At 61.7% G+C, this 21,791-nt stretch carries 19 protein-coding genes; 2 read left to right on the top strand and 17 right to left on the bottom strand.

The window, feature by feature from the left end; genetic code table 11:
- Window positions 1-85 precede the first annotated feature (85 nt).
- Both ycaC and HGO40_RS11010 read left to right on the top strand, forming a co-directional pair.
- A complete protein-coding gene (ycaC, locus tag HGO40_RS11015) occupies window positions 86-715 on the top strand; it encodes an isochorismate family cysteine hydrolase YcaC (RefSeq protein WP_250963004.1) in 630 nt (209 codons plus the stop codon).
- Between the two features lie 355 nt (window positions 716-1,070).
- Window positions 1,071-1,949: a LysR family transcriptional regulator gene (locus tag HGO40_RS11010; RefSeq protein ID WP_250963003.1), complete on the top strand. Its 879-nt coding sequence runs from the start codon at window positions 1,071-1,073 to the stop codon at window positions 1,947-1,949.
- A gap of 54 nt (window positions 1,950-2,003) precedes the next feature.
- Here the strand turns inward: HGO40_RS11010 and HGO40_RS11005 are convergent, their stop codons facing one another.
- From HGO40_RS11005 to HGO40_RS10925, 17 genes are all read right to left on the bottom strand, one after another.
- Window positions 2,004-2,480: a PA2171 family ribosome-binding persister protein gene (locus HGO40_RS11005; RefSeq protein WP_053123224.1), complete on the bottom strand. Its 477-nt coding sequence runs from the start codon at window positions 2,478-2,480 to the stop codon at window positions 2,004-2,006.
- A 289-nt stretch (window positions 2,481-2,769) separates the two neighbouring features.
- Window positions 2,770-3,024, bottom strand: coding sequence for a CopG family ribbon-helix-helix protein (locus HGO40_RS11000; protein WP_250963002.1), 255 nt, complete (start codon window positions 3,022-3,024; stop codon window positions 2,770-2,772).
- Window positions 3,025-3,382: 358 nt separating this feature from the next.
- Entirely contained in the window at window positions 3,383-4,846 is a 1,464-nt protein-coding gene (nuoN, locus tag HGO40_RS10995; protein ID WP_003203388.1) for an NADH-quinone oxidoreductase subunit NuoN, read from the bottom strand.
- Window positions 4,847-4,853: 7 nt separating this feature from the next.
- Window positions 4,854-6,386, bottom strand: a complete 1,533-nt coding sequence (gene nuoM / locus HGO40_RS10990) for an NADH-quinone oxidoreductase subunit M (RefSeq protein WP_250963001.1) — start codon at window positions 6,384-6,386, stop codon at window positions 4,854-4,856.
- A 39-nt stretch (window positions 6,387-6,425) separates the two neighbouring features.
- Window positions 6,426-8,279 carry an NADH-quinone oxidoreductase subunit L gene (nuoL, locus tag HGO40_RS10985; RefSeq protein ID WP_186709762.1) on the bottom strand — a complete coding sequence of 618 codons (1,854 nt, stop codon included), beginning with the start codon at window positions 8,277-8,279 and terminating at the stop codon, window positions 6,426-6,428.
- On the bottom strand, window positions 8,276-8,584 hold the full coding sequence (nuoK, locus tag HGO40_RS10980; RefSeq protein WP_003180046.1) for an NADH-quinone oxidoreductase subunit NuoK: 309 nt from the start codon (window positions 8,582-8,584) through the stop codon (window positions 8,276-8,278). The genes nuoL and nuoK overlap by 4 nt, the downstream gene beginning before the upstream one ends.
- A 4-nt stretch (window positions 8,585-8,588) precedes the next feature.
- Window positions 8,589-9,089, bottom strand: a complete 501-nt coding sequence (gene nuoJ, locus HGO40_RS10975) for an NADH-quinone oxidoreductase subunit J (protein WP_186709763.1) — start codon at window positions 9,087-9,089, stop codon at window positions 8,589-8,591.
- A 9-nt stretch (window positions 9,090-9,098) separates the two neighbouring features.
- On the bottom strand, window positions 9,099-9,647 hold the full coding sequence (nuoI, locus tag HGO40_RS10970) for an NADH-quinone oxidoreductase subunit NuoI (protein WP_250963000.1): 549 nt from the start codon (window positions 9,645-9,647) through the stop codon (window positions 9,099-9,101).
- 11 nt (window positions 9,648-9,658) lie between these two features.
- Window positions 9,659-10,666, bottom strand: coding sequence for an NADH-quinone oxidoreductase subunit NuoH (nuoH, locus tag HGO40_RS10965; RefSeq protein WP_053123213.1), 1,008 nt, complete (start codon window positions 10,664-10,666; stop codon window positions 9,659-9,661).
- Window positions 10,663-13,377 (bottom strand): NADH-quinone oxidoreductase subunit NuoG, encoded by a 2,715-nt coding sequence (nuoG, locus tag HGO40_RS10960; protein WP_250962999.1) that lies wholly within the window; start codon window positions 13,375-13,377, stop codon window positions 10,663-10,665. Before nuoG ends, nuoH begins: the two co-directional genes overlap by 4 nt.
- Window positions 13,378-13,517: 140 nt before the next feature.
- Window positions 13,518-14,876, bottom strand: coding sequence for an NADH-quinone oxidoreductase subunit NuoF (nuoF, locus tag HGO40_RS10955; protein WP_250962998.1), 1,359 nt, complete (start codon window positions 14,874-14,876; stop codon window positions 13,518-13,520).
- Window positions 14,873-15,370, bottom strand: coding sequence for an NADH-quinone oxidoreductase subunit NuoE (gene nuoE, locus HGO40_RS10950; protein WP_186709765.1), 498 nt, complete (start codon window positions 15,368-15,370; stop codon window positions 14,873-14,875). The genes nuoF and nuoE overlap by 4 nt, the downstream gene beginning before the upstream one ends.
- Before the next feature lie 2 nt (window positions 15,371-15,372).
- Complete coding sequence (gene nuoC, locus HGO40_RS10945) at window positions 15,373-17,157, bottom strand: NADH-quinone oxidoreductase subunit C/D (RefSeq protein WP_207961474.1); 1,785 nt, start codon at window positions 17,155-17,157, stop codon at window positions 15,373-15,375.
- A gap of 72 nt (window positions 17,158-17,229) precedes the next feature.
- Complete coding sequence (locus tag HGO40_RS10940; RefSeq protein WP_030141322.1) at window positions 17,230-17,904, bottom strand: NuoB/complex I 20 kDa subunit family protein; 675 nt, start codon at window positions 17,902-17,904, stop codon at window positions 17,230-17,232.
- A 10-nt stretch (window positions 17,905-17,914) separates the two neighbouring features.
- Window positions 17,915-18,328, bottom strand: a complete 414-nt coding sequence (locus HGO40_RS10935; protein ID WP_003203367.1) for an NADH-quinone oxidoreductase subunit A — start codon at window positions 18,326-18,328, stop codon at window positions 17,915-17,917.
- 662 nt (window positions 18,329-18,990) lie between these two features.
- A complete protein-coding gene (gene aceA / locus HGO40_RS10930) occupies window positions 18,991-20,316 on the bottom strand; it encodes an isocitrate lyase (RefSeq protein WP_250962997.1) in 1,326 nt (441 codons plus the stop codon).
- A 457-nt stretch (window positions 20,317-20,773) separates the two neighbouring features.
- A complete protein-coding gene (locus HGO40_RS10925) occupies window positions 20,774-21,535 on the bottom strand; it encodes a secretin N-terminal domain-containing protein (protein WP_186709767.1) in 762 nt (253 codons plus the stop codon).
- Window positions 21,536-21,791: the final 256 nt, after the last annotated feature.

The raw sequence follows: 21,791 nt of genomic DNA, 5'->3' as shown, positions 1-21,791 counted from the left end.
ATCGCCGCAAGCTGACATACCGTCATCGCGAGCAGGCTCGCTCCCACATTGGCTTTCAATACATCCATCCCAAAGGAGTCACCCCATGAGCAACGTTCCCGCCTACAACCGTCTGAACAAAGACGACGCGGTCGTCCTGCTGGTCGATCACCAGACCGGTCTGATTTCCCTGGTCCAGGACTTCTCGCCCAACGAGTTCAAGAACAACGTGTTGGCGCTGGCCGACCTGGCGAAGTTCTTCAACCTGCCGACCATCCTGACCACCAGCTTCGAACAGGGCCCCAACGGCCCGATCGTGCCGGAACTCAAGGAAATGTTTCCGGACGCGCCATACATCCCGCGTCCAGGCCAGATCAATGCCTGGGACAACGAAGACTTCGTCAGGGCAATCAAGGCCACCGGCCGCAAGCAACTGATCATCGCTGGCGTGGTTACCGACGTCTGCGTGGCGTTCCCGACCCTGTCGGCGCTGGCTGAAGGTTTCGACGTGTTCGTCGTCACCGACGCTTCGGGTACCTTCAACGAAACCGTGCAACAAGCCGCCTGGGTGCGCATGACGGCCGCCGGCGCGCAGATGATGAACTGGTTCTCGGTGGCCTGTGAGCTGCACCGCGACTGGCGCAACGACATCGAAGGCCTGGGCAGCCTGCTGTCCCAGCGCATTCCGAACTACCGCAACCTGATGAACAGCTACTCGGCGCTGACGGCCAAGTAAGCGGTCTTTACTGGAAGACGCCCGCCTTGTGGGTGATGCTGTTCACTTAAGGTAAACGACAATCCCGTGGCGAGGGAGCTTGCGCCCGCTGGGCCGCGAAGCGGCCCCAAACCAGCCGAATGCGGAGCATCAGACACACCGCACCCGCGGGTTCACGACTGCTGCGCTGTCGAGCGGGAGCAAGCGCCCTCGCCACAGGTTCATCGTTTCTCTTAAGTGAACAGCATTACCCCCTGAGCGGGCGTTTTTGTGTCCAGTCATTAATCTAAGTTGCCGGCATCGACGCTATGCAATTTGTCTTGCCACGATCACAATGCCCCACTGAATCTACTGACTGTCCACCTGCGAAATGACAATGAACCCCTTCGAAGAAATGCGCATCTTTGCCCAGGTCATGGAGTCAGGCAGTTTTACCGCCGCCGCGGACAAGCTCGGGCTGTCCAAGCAGTTCGTCAGTCGCAAGCTCATGGCACTGGAGCAGCGCCTGGGCGTGCGCCTGCTCAATCGCTCGACCCGCCGGCTGGACGTCACCCCGTTGGGCCAGCGTTACTACGAAGCGGCGCTGCGCCTGCTCAATGACGTCGAACAAGTGGAGCAGGGCATCAGCGGCCAGACCAGCGAGCCCCGCGGCACGATTCGCCTCAGCGCACCGCTGTCCTTCGCTGTGGCGCACCTGGGCAGCCTGTTGCCGCTGTTCCTGCAACGCTATCCGGGCGTCAGCGTCGAGGTGGACCTGAGCGACCGTTCGGTGGATCTGCTGGGGGAGGGCTATGACCTGGCGCTGCGCAGCGGCGGGCTGGAGGATTCGACCCTGATTGCCCGGCGCATCGCGGCCATCGAGCGGGTGTATTGCGCCAGCCCGACCTACCTGGCGCAAAAAGGCATACCCGCGCGGCCTGAGGACCTGCGCAACCATGACTGCCTGCCCTATGGTCACAGCCGTCAGGTGCAGTGGCGTTTCGCGGGGGCGGGCAAACCGTTGACGCTGGAGGTCACGGGGCGCATGCGCGCCAATAACGGTGATTTGCTCAGGGACGCGGCCATTGCCGGCATGGGCATCACCTATCTGCCCGCTTTCATCCTCGGCGATGCCTTGAAGGAGGGACGGCTGATCAGGGTCCTGGAAGGCTTCGAGACCGAACCGTTGGCGCTATCGGCGGTGTATCCCCAGCATCGGCAAAGTGCACGCCCAGTGCAGGCGTTGGTGGAATTCTTGCGCGAACAAATGCAATAAAGCGGCGCAACGCATTCAGCCGCCACATGACGGCTGAAGCATCTGGCGCTTTGATCAGGCGGCGAGGTTGGCGCTGCTCAGTTCTTTTTTGTACTGCGCTTTCATGGTTTCCATTTCCGCGCCCAAGGCGTCGAGCTTGGCCTTACCCAGCAGTTTTTTCGCGTGGGGGAACATTTCCTTTTCTTCTTCTTCGATGTGGTGCTCAAGCAGTTCCTTGACCACTTTCACCCGACCGGCGAATTCCGGCTGAGTTGGATCGGTGGTTTTCAGGTCCGGCAGCACCAACGAGTCGACGGTGCGGTGTTCTTCCTTGGCCTCGTAATACATTTCAGCCTCGTCCTTGCCACCGGCTTGCTTGAACGCTGGATAAAGAATTTCTTCTTCCAGGCGGGTGTGGATGGAAATTTCCATTTCCAGTTTCGCCAACAGGTCGGTGCGTTTTTTCACGGCGCGCTCGGTCGACTCGCTCAGTTGAGTCAAGATGGCTTTGACGCGCTCATGGTCGGCTTTCAACAGATCGATGGCATTCATGGGGAGCTCCTCGGCAATTCACGGATGCGGGCAGGCTTCGAGCGCCGACGCCGCGTAAGAGCTGAATTGCATGAGCTGTGCCAGCCGAGACGGGTTTTAAAATGCTTTAAAAACAATGGATTGAAGTGTTCTTGATTTTCAGCGTCGTGCAAGCTGCATGAGCCGGGGAAAAATGCGTTGCAGTTTGCGCTGATGGCCTGCCACGGCGCGTTCGAATCGACATACATATCAGCCGATCACCAAATGGAAAGGCCACTGCGCTTTGGCAGTCAGGTTGGTCGAGCCGAAGTTATCGATCCCCGTTGAGACTATCGGCCCAAGCCTGCACTGCCTGGTGGTCAATCACTCGGCCGGTGCCAACATCGGCCAAGGCCTCATGGGTCAGGAGACTGCGTTCCTCCTCCTGGTTTATCCAGGCAAATAGCGCTTGTTTAACGATCCAGTCCTTGGAGCGCCCGAGGCGTTCGGCCATCAAGTCGACTTTTTCGGCCAGGTGCACCGGGACGTGAGCTGTAACCGACCGGGTTTTCGTGGTGGCTGTCATGGCGGATTTCTCCATTGCAGTTGGCGGTACACGCCCTGTCTTCTGAGGCAGTCGCTTCTGAAGGATGATCGTAGATGATTGTTGTCGATATTCTCTGCGGCAAACTATCAGATGTAATAAGAAACCGTCTCACTTTCAGAAAAAACACCAACCCATGGCGAGGGAGCTTGCTCCCGCTCGGCTGCGTAGCAGTCGTAACGATCGTTTACCCGATGGTCCGTGTTGAGCTGATCGAGGCTGCTGCGCAGCCTAGCGGGAGCAAGCTCCCTCGCCACGGTTTTTGATCACTCGAATCCTGCTCAAAAAAAATGCCCGCATCTCTCGAAACGGGCATTTTTGTTCGGTGACGCTCAGGCAATCAACCCGTCAGCCCAGCCTGCTGAACCAACGTCAGCAACGGCTGCGGGTACACACCGAGGAAGAACGCCAACACGGCGATGGCCAGCAGCATCACGCCGCCTGCCTTTTGTTCCCAGTGCAACTCGGCATCGTGGCGACGCAGGTTCGGTTCCATCAGGTACAGGGTGACCATGACGCGCAGGTAGTAGAACACGCCGATGGCACTGCCCAGCACCAGGGAGCCGACCAGCCACCATTGGTGGGCCTCGACGCCGGTGGCGATGATGTAGAACTTGCCGATGAAGCCGGCGGTCAGCGGGATGCCGGCCAGGGACAGCATCATCACGGTCAGCACGGCGGTCAGGTACGGACGGCGCCAGAACAGGCCGCGGTATTCGTACAAGGCGTCGGCGTCGCGGCCGTTGTACGGCGAGGACATCAGGGTGATCACGCCGAAGGCGCCGAGGCTGGTGATCACGTAGGTGACCAGGTACACGCCGATGGCTTCCACGGCCAGGCCCTTGCTGGCGATCAGGGCGATCAGCAGGTAGCCGAAGTGGGCGATGGACGAGTAACCCAGCAGACGCTTGAGGTTGCTCTGGGTCAGTGCCAGCAGGTTACCGAACAGGATCGACGCGATGGCGATGATGGTCAGCACGTTGCTCAGCACACCGCTGCTGGCCACTGGCGAGATCTGGAACAACCGCACCATCACTGCGAACACCGCCACTTTCGACGCAGTGGCAAGGAACGCCGCCACGGGCGCCGGGGCGCCTTCGTAGACGTCCGGGGTCCAGAGGTGGAACGGGACCAGCGACAGCTTGAACGCCAGGCCGATCAGCATCATGCCCAGGCCCAGTTGCGCGATCGGGCTAGGCAGGCCGGTGGCGGCCAGGGCCTGGCCGATGCCGACGAAGCTCAGGGTGCCGGCTTCGGCGTAGAGCAGGGCCATGCCGAACAACAGGAACGCGGAGCCGGCCGCCGACAACACCATGTACTTGATGCCGGCTTCCAGGGAGCGCTTGTTGAAGAAGGCGTAGGCCACCAGGCCGTAGACCGGTACCGACAGCAGTTCCAGGCCGATGAACAGGCTGGCCAGGTGCTGCGCGCTGACCAGGACCAGGCCACCGGCGGCGGCCATCAGGATCAGCAGGTACAGTTCTTCGCGGTTGCCCGGGTAACCCGAACCGCCATCGCCGAGGTAGGCGTGGGCGAGGGTGACGCAGGCCAGGGTGGCGACCAGGATCAACGCCATGTAGAGGCAGGCGAAGCTGTCGATCTGGATCAGCGGCGTGACCGCCAGTGGCGCGACTTTCAAGGCCGGCAAGATCGACAGCAAGGCCAGGTTCAGCCCCGCCACCGACAGCAGGAAGGTCTGTGAGTGATTGCGCCGCCAGGCGATCGCCAGCATCACCACGATGATCGTGGCGCTGGTGATCAACAGCGGCGCAAGCGCGATAAAGTGTTGAATCGTGAATTCCATAGCGCTCTTACCGGGCCGAAGCGAGTTGAGAGAAGGCGGTGCCGAGCCACTGCTGCACGCCATGCATCGTGGCGGCAGAGGTGTCGAGGAACGGTTGCGGGTAGACGCCGAGGTAAACCAGCAGCACCGCAAGGCCGAGCACCATGATCAGTTCGCGACCGTCCATGCCACGCAACACTTCATCCGACTTGGCCGGACCGAAGTAGGCGCGGTGGATCATGATCAGCGAGTAGACCGAACCGAACACCAGGCCGGAGGTGGCAATCGCCGTGATCCATGGGGCACTGACGAACGAGCCGATCAGGATCAGGAACTCGCCGACGAAGGTGCCGGTACCCGGCAGGCCCAGGGAAGCGGCCGCGAAGAACAGGCTGATGGCCGGCAGGTAGGCGATGCGCGACCAGATGCCGCCCATCTCACGCATGTCCCGGGTGTGCAGGCGCTCGTACAACTGACCGCTGAGGATAAACAGCGCCGCGGCCGACAGGCCGTGGGCGAGCATCTGGATCACCGCGCCTTGCAGGGCCAGTTGGCTGCCGGAGTAGATCCCGATCAGCACGAAGCCCATGTGCGAAACGCTGGAGAAGGCGATCAGGCGCTTGATGTCGCTCTGGGCGAACGCCAGGAACGCACCGTAGAAAATCCCGATCAGGCCCAGGGTCATGGCAATCGGCGCGAACTCGGCCGAGGCATTGGGGAACAGCGGCAGGGCGAAGCGCAACAGGCCGTAGGCCGCCGTCTTCAGCAGGATACCCGCCAGGTCCACGGAACCTGCGGTCGGCGCCTGGGCGTGGGCGTCCGGCAGCCAGGAGTGGAACGGCACCACCGGCAGCTTCACCGCGAAGGCGATGAAGAAGCCGAGCATCAGCACGTACTCGGTGGTCTTGGACATCTGCACTTTCAACAGGTCGGCGTAGTTGAAGGTAATCACGCCGGTGTTGTTGAAGTTCACCAGGACCAGGCCAAGGATCGCCACCAACATGATCAGGCCGGAAGCCTGGGTGAAGATGAAGAACTTGGTCGCCGCGTAGATCCGGGTTTTCTTGCCGTCCGAAGAACTGTGACCCCAGAGCGCGATGAGGAAGTACATCGGCACCAGCATCATTTCCCAGAAGAAGAAGAACATGAACAGGTCCAGCGCCAGGAACACGCCGACGACGCCGCCCAGGATCCACATCAGGTTCAGGTGGAAGAAACCGACGTGACGCTGGATCTCTTTCCAGGAGCAGAGCACCGAGAGGATACCCAGCAGGCCGGTCAGCAGGATCATCAGCAACGACAGGCCGTCGAGGGCCAGGTGCACGCTGATGCCGAAGCGCGCGATCCAGGCGTGCTTGAACTCAAGCGCCCAGGTTGGATCGGCGCCAGGGGCCGGTGCAAATGAATAGTCGCCGGTCGCCCACAGCCAGAGGCCGAGCGCGAGTTCCAGGGACATGGTCAGCAGCGCAATCCAGCGCGGGAGCGTGGAGCTGGAGCGCTCCGCGATCCAGCACAGCAGGCCGCCGATGAAGGGGATCAGGATTAGCCAGGGCAGAATCATGACGGGCTCGTTTCCTTTCGCAAGTTCGCAAGGTTCATATCAGACCGCTACCAGCACGATGGCGCCGATAACCAGCACGGCGCCAGCCGCCATGGAAGCCGCATACCAACGCAGTTGACCGGTCTCGGTACGGCTCAGGGCAGTGTGGCCGCCCTTGGCCATGCGCGGGATCAGGCCAATGGTCTGGTCGAGCGGGTCTTTGCGCAGAATGTGGCTGATCGCAAGGTATGGCTTGACGAACAGTTTGTCGTAGATCCAGTCGAAGCCCCAGGCGGCGAACCACCAGGCCGAAAGGAAACGCCCGATGCCGCTGTTGGCGATTGCCGTGACGAAGCGACGCTTGCCGAGGAACAGCAGGGCAGCCAGCAGGATACCCGCCAGGGCGATGGCGCCGGAGGCGATTTCCAGGCTGTGCTTGGCTTCGCCGCCGGCATGGCCGACGCTTTGCGGCAGCACATCGGCCAGCGGTGGGGTGATCATGGCGCCGACGAAGGTCGACAGCACGATCAGCACCGACAGCGGCAGCCAGTGGGCAATGCCGTGGCCGGCGTGGGCTTCGGTCTTGGCTTCACCGTGGAACGCGATGAAGATCAGGCGGAAGGTGTACAGCGAGGTCATGAACGCACCCACCAGGCCCGCGTAGAGCAGACCCTGGTTACCGCTGGCGAACGCTTCCCAGAGGATCTCGTCCTTGGAGTAGAAACCGGCGGTGACCAGTGGCAGGGCCGCCAGGGCCGCGCCGCCGACGATGAAGCTGGCGTAGGCCAACGGCAGTTTCTTCCACAGGCCGCCCATCTTGAAGATGTTCTGCTCGTGGTGGCAGGCAACGATCACCGCACCGGAGGCAAGGAACAGCAGCGCCTTGAAGAAGGCGTGGGTCATCAGGTGGAAGATCGCGCCTTCCCAGGCACCGACGCCCAGGGCCAGGAACATGTAGCCGATCTGGCTCATGGTCGAGTAGGCGAGGATGCGCTTGATGTCGGTCTGCACCAGGGCGGCAAAACCGGCCAGCACCAGGGTCACACCGCCGACGATGCCGACCAGGTGCAGGATGTCCGGCGCCAGGGCGAACAGGCCGTGAGTACGGGCGATCAGGTAGACACCGGCGGTCACCATGGTCGCGGCGTGGATCAGTGCCGAGACCGGGGTAGGGCCAGCCATCGCGTCCGCCAACCAGGTTTGCAGCGGCAGTTGCGCGGATTTACCGACAGCGCCGCCCAGCAGCATCAGGGTCGCCAGGACGATCCAGAAGTCACCGACCTTGAAGTGCTCGGGTGCCTTGACCAGCAGTTCCTGGATGTTCAGCGTACCCAGTTGCTGGAACAGGATGAACAGGCCGATGGCCATGAACACGTCGCCGATGCGGGTGACGATGAACGCCTTGAGCGCGGCGTTGCCGTTGTTGCGGTTGCTGTAGTAGAAACCGATCAACAGGTACGAGCACAGGCCCACGCCTTCCCAGCCGAAGTACAGGAACAACAGGTTATCGCCGAGCACCAGGAACAGCATGCTGGCGATGAACAGGTTGGTGTAGGCGAAGAAGCGCGAGTAACCGGCTTCACCGCGCATGTACCAGGAGGCGAACAGGTGGATCAGGAAACCCACGCCGACCACCACGCCGAGCATGGTCACCGACAGGCCGTCCAGGTACAGGGCGAAGTTTGGCGTGAAGCCTTCCACCGCCATCCATTGCCACAGCACCTGCACGTAACGGCCACCTTCCGGTGGGGCGACGTTGAATTGCCAGATCACGTAGGCCGTGACGATGGCGGACAGGCCGATGGAACCCACGCCCACCAGCGCCGACAGGTTTTCCGACCAGCGTCCACGGGAGAACGACAACAGCAGGAAACCGACAAGAGGAAATATGAAAGTCAGGAAGAGAAGGTTCATCCGCGCATCTCGCTGGCAGCGTCAATATCGAGAGTGTGGAAGCGGCGATACAGCTGCAACAGGATCGCCAGGCCGATGCTGGCCTCGGCGGCTGCCAGGCTGATCACCAGGATGAACATGATCTGTCCATCCGGTTGCGCCCAGCGAGCGCCCGCGACGATGAAGGCCAGGGCGGAGGCATTCATCATGACCTCCAGGCTCATCAGCACGAACAGGATGTTGCGGCGGACCATCAGGCCGACCAGACCGAGGCAGAACAGGATGCCGGCAACCGCCAAGCCATGTTCGAGAGGGATAGCAGGCATGTGATTACTCCTTCGCCTCGTTACGGCCCAAATGGAACGCCGTGACGGCTGCGGCAAGCAGCAGCATCGAGGCGAGTTCGACCACCAGCAGGTACGGGCCGAACAGGCTGATGCCCACGGCCTTGGCGTCTACGGTGGTGTGGCCGATGGCCTGGCCGCTCTGGTGAGCGAACAGCACATACAGCAGTTCACCCAGCAGCAGGGCGGACAGGATCACCGGTCCCGCCCAGATGCCGGGCTTGAGCCAGGCGCGTTCCTGCTGGACCGCGGCCGGGCCGAGGTTGAGCATCATCACCACGAACACGAACAGCACCATGATGGCGCCGGCGTAGGCGATCACTTCCAGGGCACCGGCGAACGGCGCGCCGAGGGCGAAGAAGGTCATGGCCACGGCGATCAGCGAAATGATCAGGTAGAGCAGGGCGTGCACGGGGTTGGTGTTGGTGACCACACGAAGCGTGGACACCACCGCGATACCCGATGCGAAATAGAAAGCGAATTCCATCTTTCTTCCTTAAGGCAGCAAGCTCTTCACGTTGATCGGTTCGGCTTCGTTCTGCGCGGCGCCTTTTGGCTTACCGGCAATGGCCATACCTGCAACACGATAGAAGTTGTAATCAGGGTTTTTACCGGGACCGGAAATCAGCAGATCTTCTTTCTCGTACACCAGGTCCTGACGTTTGAACTCGGCCATTTCGAAATCCGGCGTGAGCTGGATCGCGGTGGTCGGGCACGCTTCCTCGCAGAGGCCGCAGAAAATGCAGCGCGAGAAGTTGATGCGGAAGAAGTCCGGGTACCAGCGACCGTCTTCGGTTTCAGCTTTCTGCAGCGAGATGCAACCCACCGGGCACGCCACGGCGCACAGGTTGCAGGCCACGCAGCGCTCTTCGCCGTCGGGGTCGCGGGTCAGGACGATGCGGCCACGGTAGCGGGGCGCCAGATAGACCGCCTCTTCCGGGTATTGCAGGGTGTCGCGTTTGCGAAAGCCATGGCCGAAGATCATGACCAGGCTCCGCAGTTGGGTACCGGTACACTTAACGATGTCGCCAATATATTTGAACATGGGTCAAATCCTCACTGAACCGCGGCCGCAGGCGCGTTCATCAAAACGATCGCAGCGGTCACCAGCATGTTGATCAGGGTCAGCGGCAGGCAGAATTTCCAGCTGAAGTCCATCACCTGGTCGTAGCGTGGGCGCGGGATCGAGGCGCGTAGCAGGACGAACAGCATGATGAAGAACGCGGTCTTCAGGGCGAACCAGACGAAGGACAGTTGCGGCAGGATGCCGAACGGACCGTGCCAGCCACCGAAGAACAGCGTTACCAGCAGTGCCGAGATCAGGATGATGCCGATGTATTCACCGACGAAGAACATGCCCCACTTCATGCCGGCATATTCAATGTGGTAACCGTCGGCCAGTTCCTGCTCCGCTTCCGGCTGGTCGAAGGGGTGACGGTGAGTCACGGCCACGCCAGCGATGAAGAAGGTACAGAAACCGAAGAACTGCGGAATGATGAACCACAGGTTCTGGGCCTGGTACTCGACGATGTCGCGCATGTTGAACGAGCCGGCCTGGATCACGATGCCCATGAGCGCCAGGCCCATGAACACTTCGTAGGACACGGTCTGGGCCGAGGCCCGCAGGCTGCCCAGCAGGGCGAACTTGTTGTTGCTCGACCAGCCGGCGAACAGCACCGCGTACACCGACAGGCCGGCCATGGCGAAGAAGAACAGCAGGCCGATGTTCAGGTCCGCCACGCCCCAAGTCGGGGTGATCGGGATGATCGCGAAGGCGATCAGCAAGGCGCTCATGGCCACGATCGGTGCCAGGGTGAAGATCACCTTGTCGGCAAACGGTGGTGTCCAGTCTTCCTTGAAGAACATCTTGATCATGTCGGCGGCGATCTGGAACATGCCGAACGGGCCGACGCGGTTCGGACCGTAGCGGTCCTGCCACCAGCCCAGCAGGCGACGTTCGACGAAGCTCAGCAACGCGCCGCAAACCACCACGGCCAGCAGGATCACGATGGCCTTGAGGACCGTCAGGATCACAGCGATCACTTCAGGGGTGAACCAGCTCATTGCGCTGCCTCCTGCAGACCGTCGACAGTCTTGCCGAAAATCGCCGGTGGAATACCCGCCAGGCCAGCCGGCAGGGCCACCAGGCCGGCGCCCAGTTCTTCATTGATGCGCAGCGGCAGACGCAGGGTCTGGCCGGCCACGTTCAGGCTCAGCAGCGCACCGTCGTTGACGCCCAGGCGATCGGCTTCCGACTTGGCGAGCGACACGTAGGCGGCGGGGATGCGTTCCTGCACCGGTGCGGCTTTGGAAGAGTTCTCTTCGCTGCCGAACAAGTGATGGAACGGCACGACCTGCCAGGTGCCCGGTGCCGGGTTGAAGGCACGCGGAACGGCGGCGAACCAGCCCAGGCCATCGCCCTGGCTTTCGATCAGGCGGGTGCCCGGGTCACCGGCACGCAGGTGACCACCGACTTCGTCCTGGAACTTGTTCCAGGCTTGCGGCGAGTTCCAGCCCGGCGACCAGGCGAACGGCACTTGCGAGCGCGGTTCGGCGGAGCCCGAGTAACCTTCCATGGAGAACGAGAACGCGGTGTCCTTGTCCTGGGACGTGCGGGGTTCGTGGACACTGATGTTGGCGCGCATCGCCGTGCGACCGGAGTAGCGCAGCGGTTCGCGGGCCAGCTTCAGGCCCTTGATGCGGAACGCGGCCGATGGCGCGGCATCGACGATGCGCGCCAGTTGCGGGCTGCTCGACGCGACGGCGGCGGTGACGTGGTCCAGTTGCGTCCAGTCGATCGGCTGGTCCAGCAGGGTGGCGCGCAGGGCATGCAGCCAGCGCCAGCCTTCGTGGACCAGGATGCTGGCGTCCAGGTAAGTCGGGTCGAACACCTGGAAGAAGCGCTGGGCGCGACCTTCCTGACTGACCAGCGTACCGTCGCCTTCGGCAAAGCTCGCCGCCGGCAGCACCAGGTGGGCGCGGTCGGTGGTGGCGGTTTTCTGATGGTCGGCGACGATCACAACCTTGGCGGCGTTCAACGCGGCATCGACCTTGGCCTTGTCAGTGCGGGTGAACAGATCGTTCTCCAGCACGACGATGGCGTCGGCGTTGCCGTCGATCACGGCTTGCAGGGCTGCATCGACCGATTCGCCACCGAGCATGGCCAGGCCGAGGCTGTTGGCTTCCGGCACGATCAGGCTGATGGAACCGTTCTTCTCCCGCAGCTTCAAGGCCTTGGCGATGTTGGCGGCGGCTTCGATCAGCGCCTTGGAACCCAGGGAGGTGCCAGCGATGATCAAGGGGCGCGTGGCCGCCAGCAGGGCGTCGGCGATGCGTTGGGCGAGGGCGGCCGCTTCGCTGTCCAGGCCGTCGACAGCCGGGGCGCTGGCGTCCAGGGCGTGGGCCACGGCGAAACCGATGCGGGCCAGGTCGTCCGGGGCGGCGTGGACGCATTCTTCGGCCACGTCGTCGAGCTTGGTTTCAGCGAGGCTGGCGATGAACAGTGGGTTCAACGCGTCCTGGCCGATGTTCTTCACGGCGGCGTCGAGCCATGGCTGCACGCGCATGGCGTCGGCCATGGCCTCGGCCTTGCCCTTGACCGACTGGCGCAGGGCCAGGGCCATGCGGGCGGCGGTCTGGGTCAGGTCTTCGCCAAGGACGAACACCGCGTCGTGGTCTTCGATGTCGCGCATCGTCGGCACGGGCAGCGGGCTGTCCTTGAGTACTTGCAGTACCAGGCGGATGCGTTCCAGCTCGCCGGCTTCGATGCCGCTGTAGAAGTGCTCGGCGCCAACCAGCTCACGCAGGGCGTGGTTGCTTTCCAGGCTGGCGCGAGGCGAACCGATGCCGACAATGTTGCGACCGCGCAGCAGCTCGGCGGCCTTGTCCAGGGCTTCGTCCAGGCTCAGCGTGGCGCCGCCCGCCAGCAGCGGCTGGCGTGGGCGATCCTTGCGATTGACATAGCCGTAGCCGAAACGGCCACGGTCGCACAGGAAGTACTGGTTGACCGAGCCGTTGTAGCGGTTTTCGATGCGACGCAATTCGCCGTAGCGTTCGCCCGGGGAAATGTTGCAACCGCTGGAGCAGCCATGGCAGATGCTCGGCGAGAACTGCATGTCCCACTTGCGGTTGTAGCGCTCGGAGTGGGTCTTGTCGGTGAACACGCCGGTGGGGCAGACCTCGGTGAGGTTGCCGGAGAATTCGCTTTCCAGGGTGCCGTCTTCAACGCGACCGAAGTACACGTTGTCGTGGGCGCCGAACACGCCCAGGTCGGTGCCGCCGGCGTAGTCCTTGTAGAAACGCACGCAACGGTAGCAGGCGATGCAGCGGTTCATCTCGTGGGAGATGAACGGGCCCAGTTGCTGGTTCTGGTGGGTGCGCTTGGTGAAGCGATAACGGCGCTCGTTGTGGCCGGTCATCACGGTCATGTCTTGCAGGTGGCAGTGGCCGCCTTCCTCACAGACCGGGCAGTCGTGAGGGTGGTTGGTCATCAGCCATTCGACGACGCTGGCGCGAAACACTTTCGCTTCTTCATCGTCGATGGAGATCCAGCTGCCGTCGGTGGCAGGGGTCATGCAGGACATGACGATCCGACCACGCTTGTCGTTTTCGTCGGTGTACTGCTTGACTGCGCACTGGCGACAAGCGCCAACGCTGCCAAGGGCGGGGTGCCAGCAGAAATAAGGGATGTCGAGGCCCAGCGACAGACATGCCTGTAACAGGTTGTCTGCGCCATCGACTTCGAGCTCTTTGCCGTCTACGTGGATAGTGGCCATGGTTCAAAGTTCTTCGTTGGCCCGGTGTCAGCGGGCGTGGCTAATGGAATCTTGTCGTTCGTCCGAATCCAAACAGCCTGGTAAAAGGCGTCATCGGACGAAAGGCGCAGGGCACGGACCCTGCGCCTTCTAAAGCGTCGTTACGCGCCGACCATGGTCGGCGTGACCACCTGATTGAGGTCGCCCGCGCGGGTTGGCGCGATGCCGGCCTCGAATTCAGGGCGGAAGTATTTGATCGCGCTGCCCAACGGCTCCACGGCACCCGGTGCGTGAGCACAGAAGGTCTTGCCTGGGCCGAGGAAACCCACCAGACCCAGCAGGGTCTCGATGTCGCCGGGCTGGCCTTCGCCGTTCTCGATGGCCATCAGCAGCTTGACGCTCCAGGGCAGGCCGTCGCGGCAAGGGGTGCAGAAACCGCAGGATTCGCGCGCGAAGAACTGCTCCATGTTGCGCAGCAGCGAGACCATGTTGACGCTGTCGTCCACCGCCATGGCCAGGCCGGTGCCCATGCGGGTGCCGACCTTGGCGATGCCGCCAGCGTACATCTGGGCGTCCAGGTGCTCCGGCAACAGGAAGCCGGTGCCGGCGCCGCCAGGCTGCCAGCACTTGAGCGTATAGCCGTCGCGCATGCCGCCGGCGTAGTCTTCGAACAGCTCGCGACCGGTGACGCCGAATGGCAATTCCCACAGGCCAGGGTTCTTGACCTTGCCGGAGAAGCCCATGAGCTTGGTGCCCATGTCTTCGCTGCCGTCGCGGGCCAGGGATTTGTACCAGTCCACGCCGGCGGCGATGATCGCCGGCACGTTGCACAGGGTCTCGACGTTGTTCACGCAGGTCGGCTTGCCCCCCACGCCGACGGCGGCAGGGAAGGGCGGCTTGGAGCGTGGGTTGGCGCGGCGGCCTTCCAGGGAGTTGCTCAGTGCGGTTTCTTCACCGCAGATGTAGCGCCCGGCACCGGTGTGGACGCACAGCTCGAAGTCGAAGCCGCTGCCCAGGATGTTCTTGCCCAACAGGCCCGCGGCCTTGGCTTCTTCCACGGCACGGTTCAGGTGCTTGGCGGCGGTGGTGTACTCGCCGCGCAGGAAGATGTAGCCACGGTAGGTCTTCAGCGCACGGGCGCTGATCAGCATGCCTTCGATCAGCAGATGGGGCAGTTGCTCCATCAGCATGCGGTCCTTCCAGGTGTTGGGTTCCATTTCATCCGCGTTGCACAGCAGGTAGCGGATGTTGATGGATTCGTCCTTGGGCATCAGGCCCCACTTCACCCCGGTGGGGAAGCCCGCGCCACCACGGCCCTTGAGGCCGGCGTCTTTCACGGTCTGGACGATGTCGTCGCCGGCCATGTCGGCGAACGCCTTGCGCGCGGCGGCGTAGCCGTTCTTGGCCTGGTATTCGTCCAGCCACACCGCTTCGCCGTCGTCACGCAGACGCCAGGTCAGGGGATGGGTTTCGGCCGAACGCTGGATGCGGTTGGCGGGCCCGAAGGAAGTCAGGGTCATACGTAGCCCTCCAGCAGTTTGGCGACGCCGTCAGGCTTGACGTCACCGAAGGTGTCGTCGTCGATCATCAACGCCGGTGCCTTGTCGCAGTTGCCCAGGCAGCACACCGGCAGCAGCGTGAAGCGGCCGTCGGCGGTGGTCTGGCCCAGGCCGATGCCCAGCTTGCTCTGGATCTCGCCGACCACCGATTCGTGGCCGCCGATGTAGCAGACCATGCTGTCGCAGACACGAATGATGTGACGGCCCACTGGCTGGCGGAAAATCTGGCTGTAGAAGGTGGCTACGCCCTCGACGTCGCTGGCCGGGATGCCGAGGATCTCGCCGATGGCGTAGAGCGCGCCATCAGGCACCCAGCCACGTTCCTTCTGGACGATCTTCAGGGCTTCGATCGACGCCGCGCGCGGGTCTTCGTAGTGATGCAGCTCGTGCTCGATGGCCGAGCGCTCGGTTTCGCTCAGGGCGAAACGGTCAGTCTGGATAAGCGTGCTGTTCATGCTTAGCGGTCCACGTCGGCCATAACGAAATCGATACTACCCAGGTACGCGATCAAGTCCGCGACCATGCTGCCTTTGATCACCGAAGGGATCTGCTGCAGGTGCGGGTAGCTTGGGGTACGAATCCGGGTGCGGTAGCTCATGGTGCCGCCATCGCTCGTCAGGTAATAACTGTTGATGCCCTTGGTCGCTTCGATCATCTGGAAGGATTCGTTGGCCGGCATGACCGGGCCCCACGAAACCTGCAGGAAGTGCGTGATCAGGGTCTCGATGTGTTGCAGCGTGCGCTCTTTTGGCGGCGGCGTGGTCAGCGGGTGATCCGCCTTGTACGGGCCTTCCGGCATGTTGCGCAGGCACTGGTCGATGATCTTGATGCTCTGGCGCATTTCCTCGACGCGGACCATGCAGCGGTCGTAGGCGTCACCGTTGGCCGCCAGCGGTACTTCGAACTCGAAGTTCTCGTAGCCGGAATACGGACGCGCCTTGCGCAGGTCGAAGTCGCAACCGGTGGAACGCAGGCCAGCACCGGTGACGCCCCATTCCAGGGCCTCCTTGGTGTTGTAGGCGGCGACGCCGATGGTACGACCCTTGAGGATGCTGTTCTGCAGGGCTGCCTTGGTGTATTCGTCCAGGCGCTTGGGCATCCACTCGACGAAGTCCTTGACCAGTTTCTCCCAGCCGCGGGGCAGGTCGTGGGCCACGCCACCGATGCGGTACCAGGCCGGGTGCAGGCGGAAACCGGTGATGGCTTCGATCACCGTGTACGCGCGCTGGCGGTCGGTGAAGGTGAAGAACACCGGGGTCATCGCGCCGACGTCCTGGATGTAGGTGCCCAGGAACAGCAGGTGGCTGGTGATGCGGAAGAACTCGGCCATCATGATGCGAATGACGTCGACCTTCTCCGGAACCTTGATCCCGGCGAGTTTCTCCACCGAGAGCACGTACGGCAGGTTGTTCATCACGCCGCCGAGGTAGTCGATACGGTCGGTGTACGGGATGAAGCTGTGCCAGGACTGGCGCTCGGCCATTTTCTCGGCGCCACGGTGGTGGTAGCCGATGTCCGGGACGCAGTCGACGATCTCTTCGCCGTCCAGCTGCAGGATGATGCGGAAGGCACCGTGGGCCGAAGGGTGGTTCGGGCCCAGGTTGAGGAACATGTAGTCCTCGTTGGCGCCCGAACGCTTCATGCCCCAGTCTTCAGGCTTGAAGCGTGCGGCTTCTTCCTCGAGCTGTTGCTTGGCCAGGGACAGGCTGAACGGGTCGAACTCGGTGGCACGGGCCGGGAAGTCCTTGCGCAGCGGGTGACCTTCCCAGGTCGGCGGCATCATGATGCGGGTCAGGTGCGGGTGGCCGGGGAAATCGATCCCGTACATGTCCCACACTTCACGCTCGTACCAGTTGGCGTTCGGCCAGATGCCGGTCACGGTCGGCACGCTGAGGTCGCTCTCGGACAAGGCGACCTTGATCATTACGTCACTATTACGCTCGATCGACATCAAGTGATAGAACACGGTGAAGTCGACGCCGTCGGGCAGCCCTTGACGCTTGGTGCGCAGGCGCTCGTCTACGCCGTGCAGGTCATAGAGCATGACGTACGGCTTGGGCAGGTTGCGCAGGAAGGTCAGGACTTCGACGAGTTTGGCGCGGGCAACCCAAAGCACCGGCATGCCGGTGCGGGTCGGCTGGGCGGTGAACGCCTCGGGGCCAAAACGGTTGTTCAGTTCGACGACCACATCCTGGTCGTCTGCCTTGTAAGGCGGGATGTACAGAGCACTGCCTGTAGTCATGGTTATTTATCGCTTTCGGTCAACGTAAAGAATGAAGCCAGGTTCTCGTTTCTTGTACAGAGCAGAGCTGGATCAGACTTCGTCGGGGCTGCGCAGGTTGGTGACTGCGATACGCTGTTCGCGGCGCTGTTCCTTTTGCGACGGCATCTCGGCGCGATAGACGCCTTGATCGCCAACGACCCAGGACAGTGGGCGACGCTCCTGGCCAATCGACTCCTGCAACAGCATCAAGCCTTGCAGGAACGCTTCAGGGCGAGGTGGGCAGCCAGGCACGTAGACGTCCACGGGCAGGAATTTGTCCACGCCTTGAACGACGGAATAGATGTCGTACATGCCACCGGAGTTGGCGCACGAACCCATGGAGATGACCCACTTGGGTTCGAGCATTTGCTCGTAGAGACGCTGGATGATCGGCGCCATCTTGATGAAGCAGGTCCCGGCGATAACCATGAAATCCGCCTGGCGCGGCGATGCCCGGATCACCTCGGCGCCAAAGCGCGCGATGTCGTGGGGCGCCGTGAAGGCGGTGGTCATTTCCACGTAGCAGCACGAAAGGCCGAAGTTGTACGGCCACAGGGAGTTCTTGCGACCCCAGTTGACCGTGCTGTTCAGCACGTCTTCGAGCTTGCCCATGAAGATGTTCTTGTGGACTTGATCTTCTAACGGATCGGCGACGGTTTCCCGCTTGCCAATCGGATACTGCTCGTTAGGAGCATCGGGGTCGATCCTGGTGAGATTGTATTGCATTGCCAAAGCCTCATTGTTTCAGCTTCGCTTGCCGCTTGCGCCGAGCTTCCGGAGCCCAATCAAGTGCCCCCACCCGGTAAAGGTAGACAAGACCTGCCAACAGAATTGCTATGAAAACGAGAGCTTCGACGAATCCGGTCCAGCCGCTTTCGCGGACGGACACAGACCATGCAAAGAGAAAGAGGGCTTCGATATCGAAGATCACGAACAGCATCGCGACCAGATAGAATTTGGCTGAGAGCCGCAAGCGGGCGCCACCGGTAGGTAGCATGCCGGACTCGAACGGTTCATTTTTGCTGCGGCCCCAGGCTTTTGACCCAAGCAGGCTCGACACGCCGAGCATGAAAGCACACAGGCCAACAACGCCCAGAAGGAAAATGGCAAAGCCCCAATTGTGGGCCATGAGTCCTGTCGCTTCGGACATGCTGGAAATCCTTAACAGAGAGCAAAGGTCTCTGAGCTTGAATGAAATAACGCAGTGACGATATGTCGCAGCAATCAATCGCGGTGATTTTATGGCTAAACACCGGGCAAGTAAAATTCCTATAGCGAAATTATTTATTGGAATAAGGACATAGCGCGCCTCCATGACCCCGCAGCCCCGGCGGGGCGGGCATTGACCCGTTATTCAGCAATTATATTTCGTGCAGGTTGTAACAAGGAAAGCTCCAGCTAAATGATAATTATTATTGTTTGGCATGGCTTTTGATCAATACTGCGACGCAGTGGCTGAGAACTTTTCTTACATGCTCGTTAACTGCAGTTGTCAGCGCCGGCCGTTTTACTCTTTTTCAGACTGCCTGATACTGCGTTCGATCAATTTTTTTGTCTTTCCTGTAGGAGCGCTTCCTTAAGGCTTGTCTGAATCTTGTGGCGAGGGAGCTTGCTCCCGCTTGAGCGCGAAGCGCTCACAAAAAGGCTGCTGCGCAGCCAGCGGGAGCAAGCTCCCTCGCCACGGAATCATTTCATGCGACTACATTGCTGCCAAAGCATAGGCAAAAAAAAGCCCCGAACCAGTCGGGGCGTCAGATCGTCGGCTTTGCGGTTAGCTTTTATTCGGTCCGCAAGGGCCGTTTAGCTCATGGATCAGTGGAACTGTTCTTCTTCGGTGGAGCCGGTCAGTGCGGTCACCGACGAAGTGCCGCCCTGGATCACGGTGGTCATGTCGTCGAAGTAGCCGGTGCCCACTTCCTGCTGGTGAGCCACGAAGGTGTAGCCCTTGGCGGCGTCAGCGAACTCCTGCTCTTGCAGCTTCACGTAGGCAGTCATGTCGTTGCGGGCGTAGTCGTGCGCCAGGTTGAACATGCTGTGCCACATGTTGTGAATGCCGGCCAGGGTGATGAACTGGTGCTTGTAGCCCATGGCGGACAGTTCGCGCTGGAACTTGGCGATGGTCGCGTCGTCCAGGTTTTTCTTCCAGTTGAAGGAAGGCGAGCAGTTGTACGACAGCAGTTGGTCCGGGTATTCCTTCTTGATCGCTTCGGCGAAGCGACGGGCTTCGTCCAGGTCCGGCTTGGCGGTTTCGCACCAGATCAGGTCGGCGTACGGCGCATAGGCCAGGCCGCGGGCGATGGCCTGGTCGAGACCGGCGCGCACTTTGTAGAAGCCTTCCTGGGTACGGGTGCCGGTCACGAACGGCTGGTCGTACGGGTCGCAGTCCGAGGTCAGCAGGTCGGCGGCGTTGGCGTCGGTACGGGCCAGGATGATGGTCGGTACACCGGCAACGTCGGCGGCCAGGCGGGCGGCGGTCAGCTTCTGCACGGCTTCCTGGGTCGGCACCAGGACCTTGCCACCCATGTGGCCGCATTTCTTCACCGAAGCCAGTTGGTCTTCGAAGTGAACGCCAGCGGCGCCTGCCTCGATCATGCTCTTCATCAGCTCGTAGGCGTTCAGGACGCCACCGAAACCGGCTTCAGCGTCAGCCACGATCGGTGCGAAGTAGTCGATGTAGCCTTCGTCGCCCGGGTTCTTGCCGGCTTTCCACTGGATCTGGTCGGCGCGACGGAACGAGTTGTTGATGCGCTTGACCACGGTTGGAACCGAGTCCACTGGGTAAAGCGACTGGTCGGGGTACATCGACTCGGCGGAGTTGTTGTCCGCGGCCACTTGCCAGCCCGCCAGGTAGATCGCCTGGATGCCGGCCTTGACTTGCTGTACGGCCGGGCCGCCGGTCAGGGCGCCCATGCAGTTGACGAAATCTTTCTCGGGACGGAAGGCTGGCTTGGCGCCCTGGGTGACCAGGTTCCAGAGCTTCTCGGCGCCCATCTTCGCAAAGGTGTGCTCAGGTTGAACCGAGCCACGCAGACGGACGACGTCAGCAGCGGAATAATTGCGCTTCACGCCTTTCCAGCGCGGGTTTTCAGCCCAGTCTTTTTCAAGGGCTGCAATTTGCTGTTCGCGTGTCAGTGCCATGGAGATAAACCTCGTCGCATAGGTCTTGGTGGAAAATTCCTGCTCCTGCCGACCAGGGGGCTGGCGTACAAGTCGGTTCAGGCGAGGTGGCGACGGGATGAACGATGGGCTCGAGGGGAAAGTGAGCAGGTAGGGGCGAACTGCGGGCGCATTCGGGCGTCGTGGGCCTTTCATACGAACTCAGAGTGATGCCGGGTTACCTAGTTTCGCTTCCGTCCCTCGGGACAACTTCGTTCCAGTCGCAACCTCGTCAAACACACCTTGTGGGCGGTACAGACACGAATCGGCTCGCAGGGTAGTTGCAAGCGTCGACCCGAAGGCCCTTGCCAGGGCCCCTGATTAGCGGGAGCGAGGCCATCATGCCTTCGGTTTTTTGGCTCGTCAAACGTTTTGTAGTGCTTTTTTTGTGGCACTACATCTTTGGTCTAATACGACTCATCAGTCAGTTTTTGGTGCTTCAGTTCAGGGTATCGACCTTGACCCGCAAAATCATGTCGTCGCGTCCCTGGGTCGAGTAGCTGCGGGTCAGGCCCTGTTTGTCGGCCTGAGTCTGGCGATTCACCCCGGCCAGGGTGATCCATTCGCCCAGGCGTCCGCTGACCGTTGTGTCGGTACTCTGAACGTTCACTACATCGGGACGTTCCTGGCTCATGCGGTCACGGTTGGTACTGATGCTCAGGTGAACGGTTTCACCAGTGACGCTGGCGGTGACATAGAAACCCTGGGTGACGTTACGGTATTCGGTCTGGCTTTGCAGGCGGCCGTAGTTGTCGGTCTGGCTGCTGGTGAACGGTACGCTCTGGCCGACCTGGATCAGCGCCGGCTGGCCTTCGCTGGCTTGCACCTGCTGCACGCCGCCGTCACGGCTGGCGGTGCTGCGGTTGATGATGCGGGTCTGGCTGGGCGCGGCGCCGTTGATGGAATAACCCTGGTCGCCCTGCAGGTTGTTTTCGTTGGTATCGACGGTGATCAGCAGGCGCTTGGGCGCGGTGTCCAGTTGGGCGAGGAATTGCCGGAGTTCTTCAATCTTGCCGGGCTCGGCATTGACGATCAGTTGGTTGCCGTAGGCGCTGACCTGGCCGTCCTTGCCGATGAAGTTCTGTGCCACCGGCAACAGGTCGGCGCTGGTGCGGTAGTTCAGCGGCACGATTTGCGTGTCGGCCATGGCTGACAGGCTGCCACCCAGCAGCAGGAGGGTCAGCAGGGTACGTAGAAGCATGTCCATTTCTCCGTGAGGCAAAGGCCTGATATTGCCAGTTTGTCGGCCTCGGGTGGGGCAAGTTGAATGGTAGACGGCAAAACGCCCCGGCATCGGTGGATGGCGGGGCGTTTTGGGTGTTGCAGGATGTTGTTGCATGATGCTTTTGTGGCGAGGGCGCTTGCTCCCGCTGGGCTGCGCAGCGGCCCTTCTTTTTTTGGGTGCGAGCAGCACCCAGCCGGCGCCACCGCCCGCGGCGCAGGGGATTGTGTTGGTG

This window comes from Pseudomonas sp. CG7, assembly GCF_023701885.1.
Taxonomy (GTDB): domain Bacteria; phylum Pseudomonadota; class Gammaproteobacteria; order Pseudomonadales; family Pseudomonadaceae; genus Aquipseudomonas; species Aquipseudomonas zanjanensis.
This window is presented reverse-complemented; position numbering and strand designations above follow the sequence as displayed.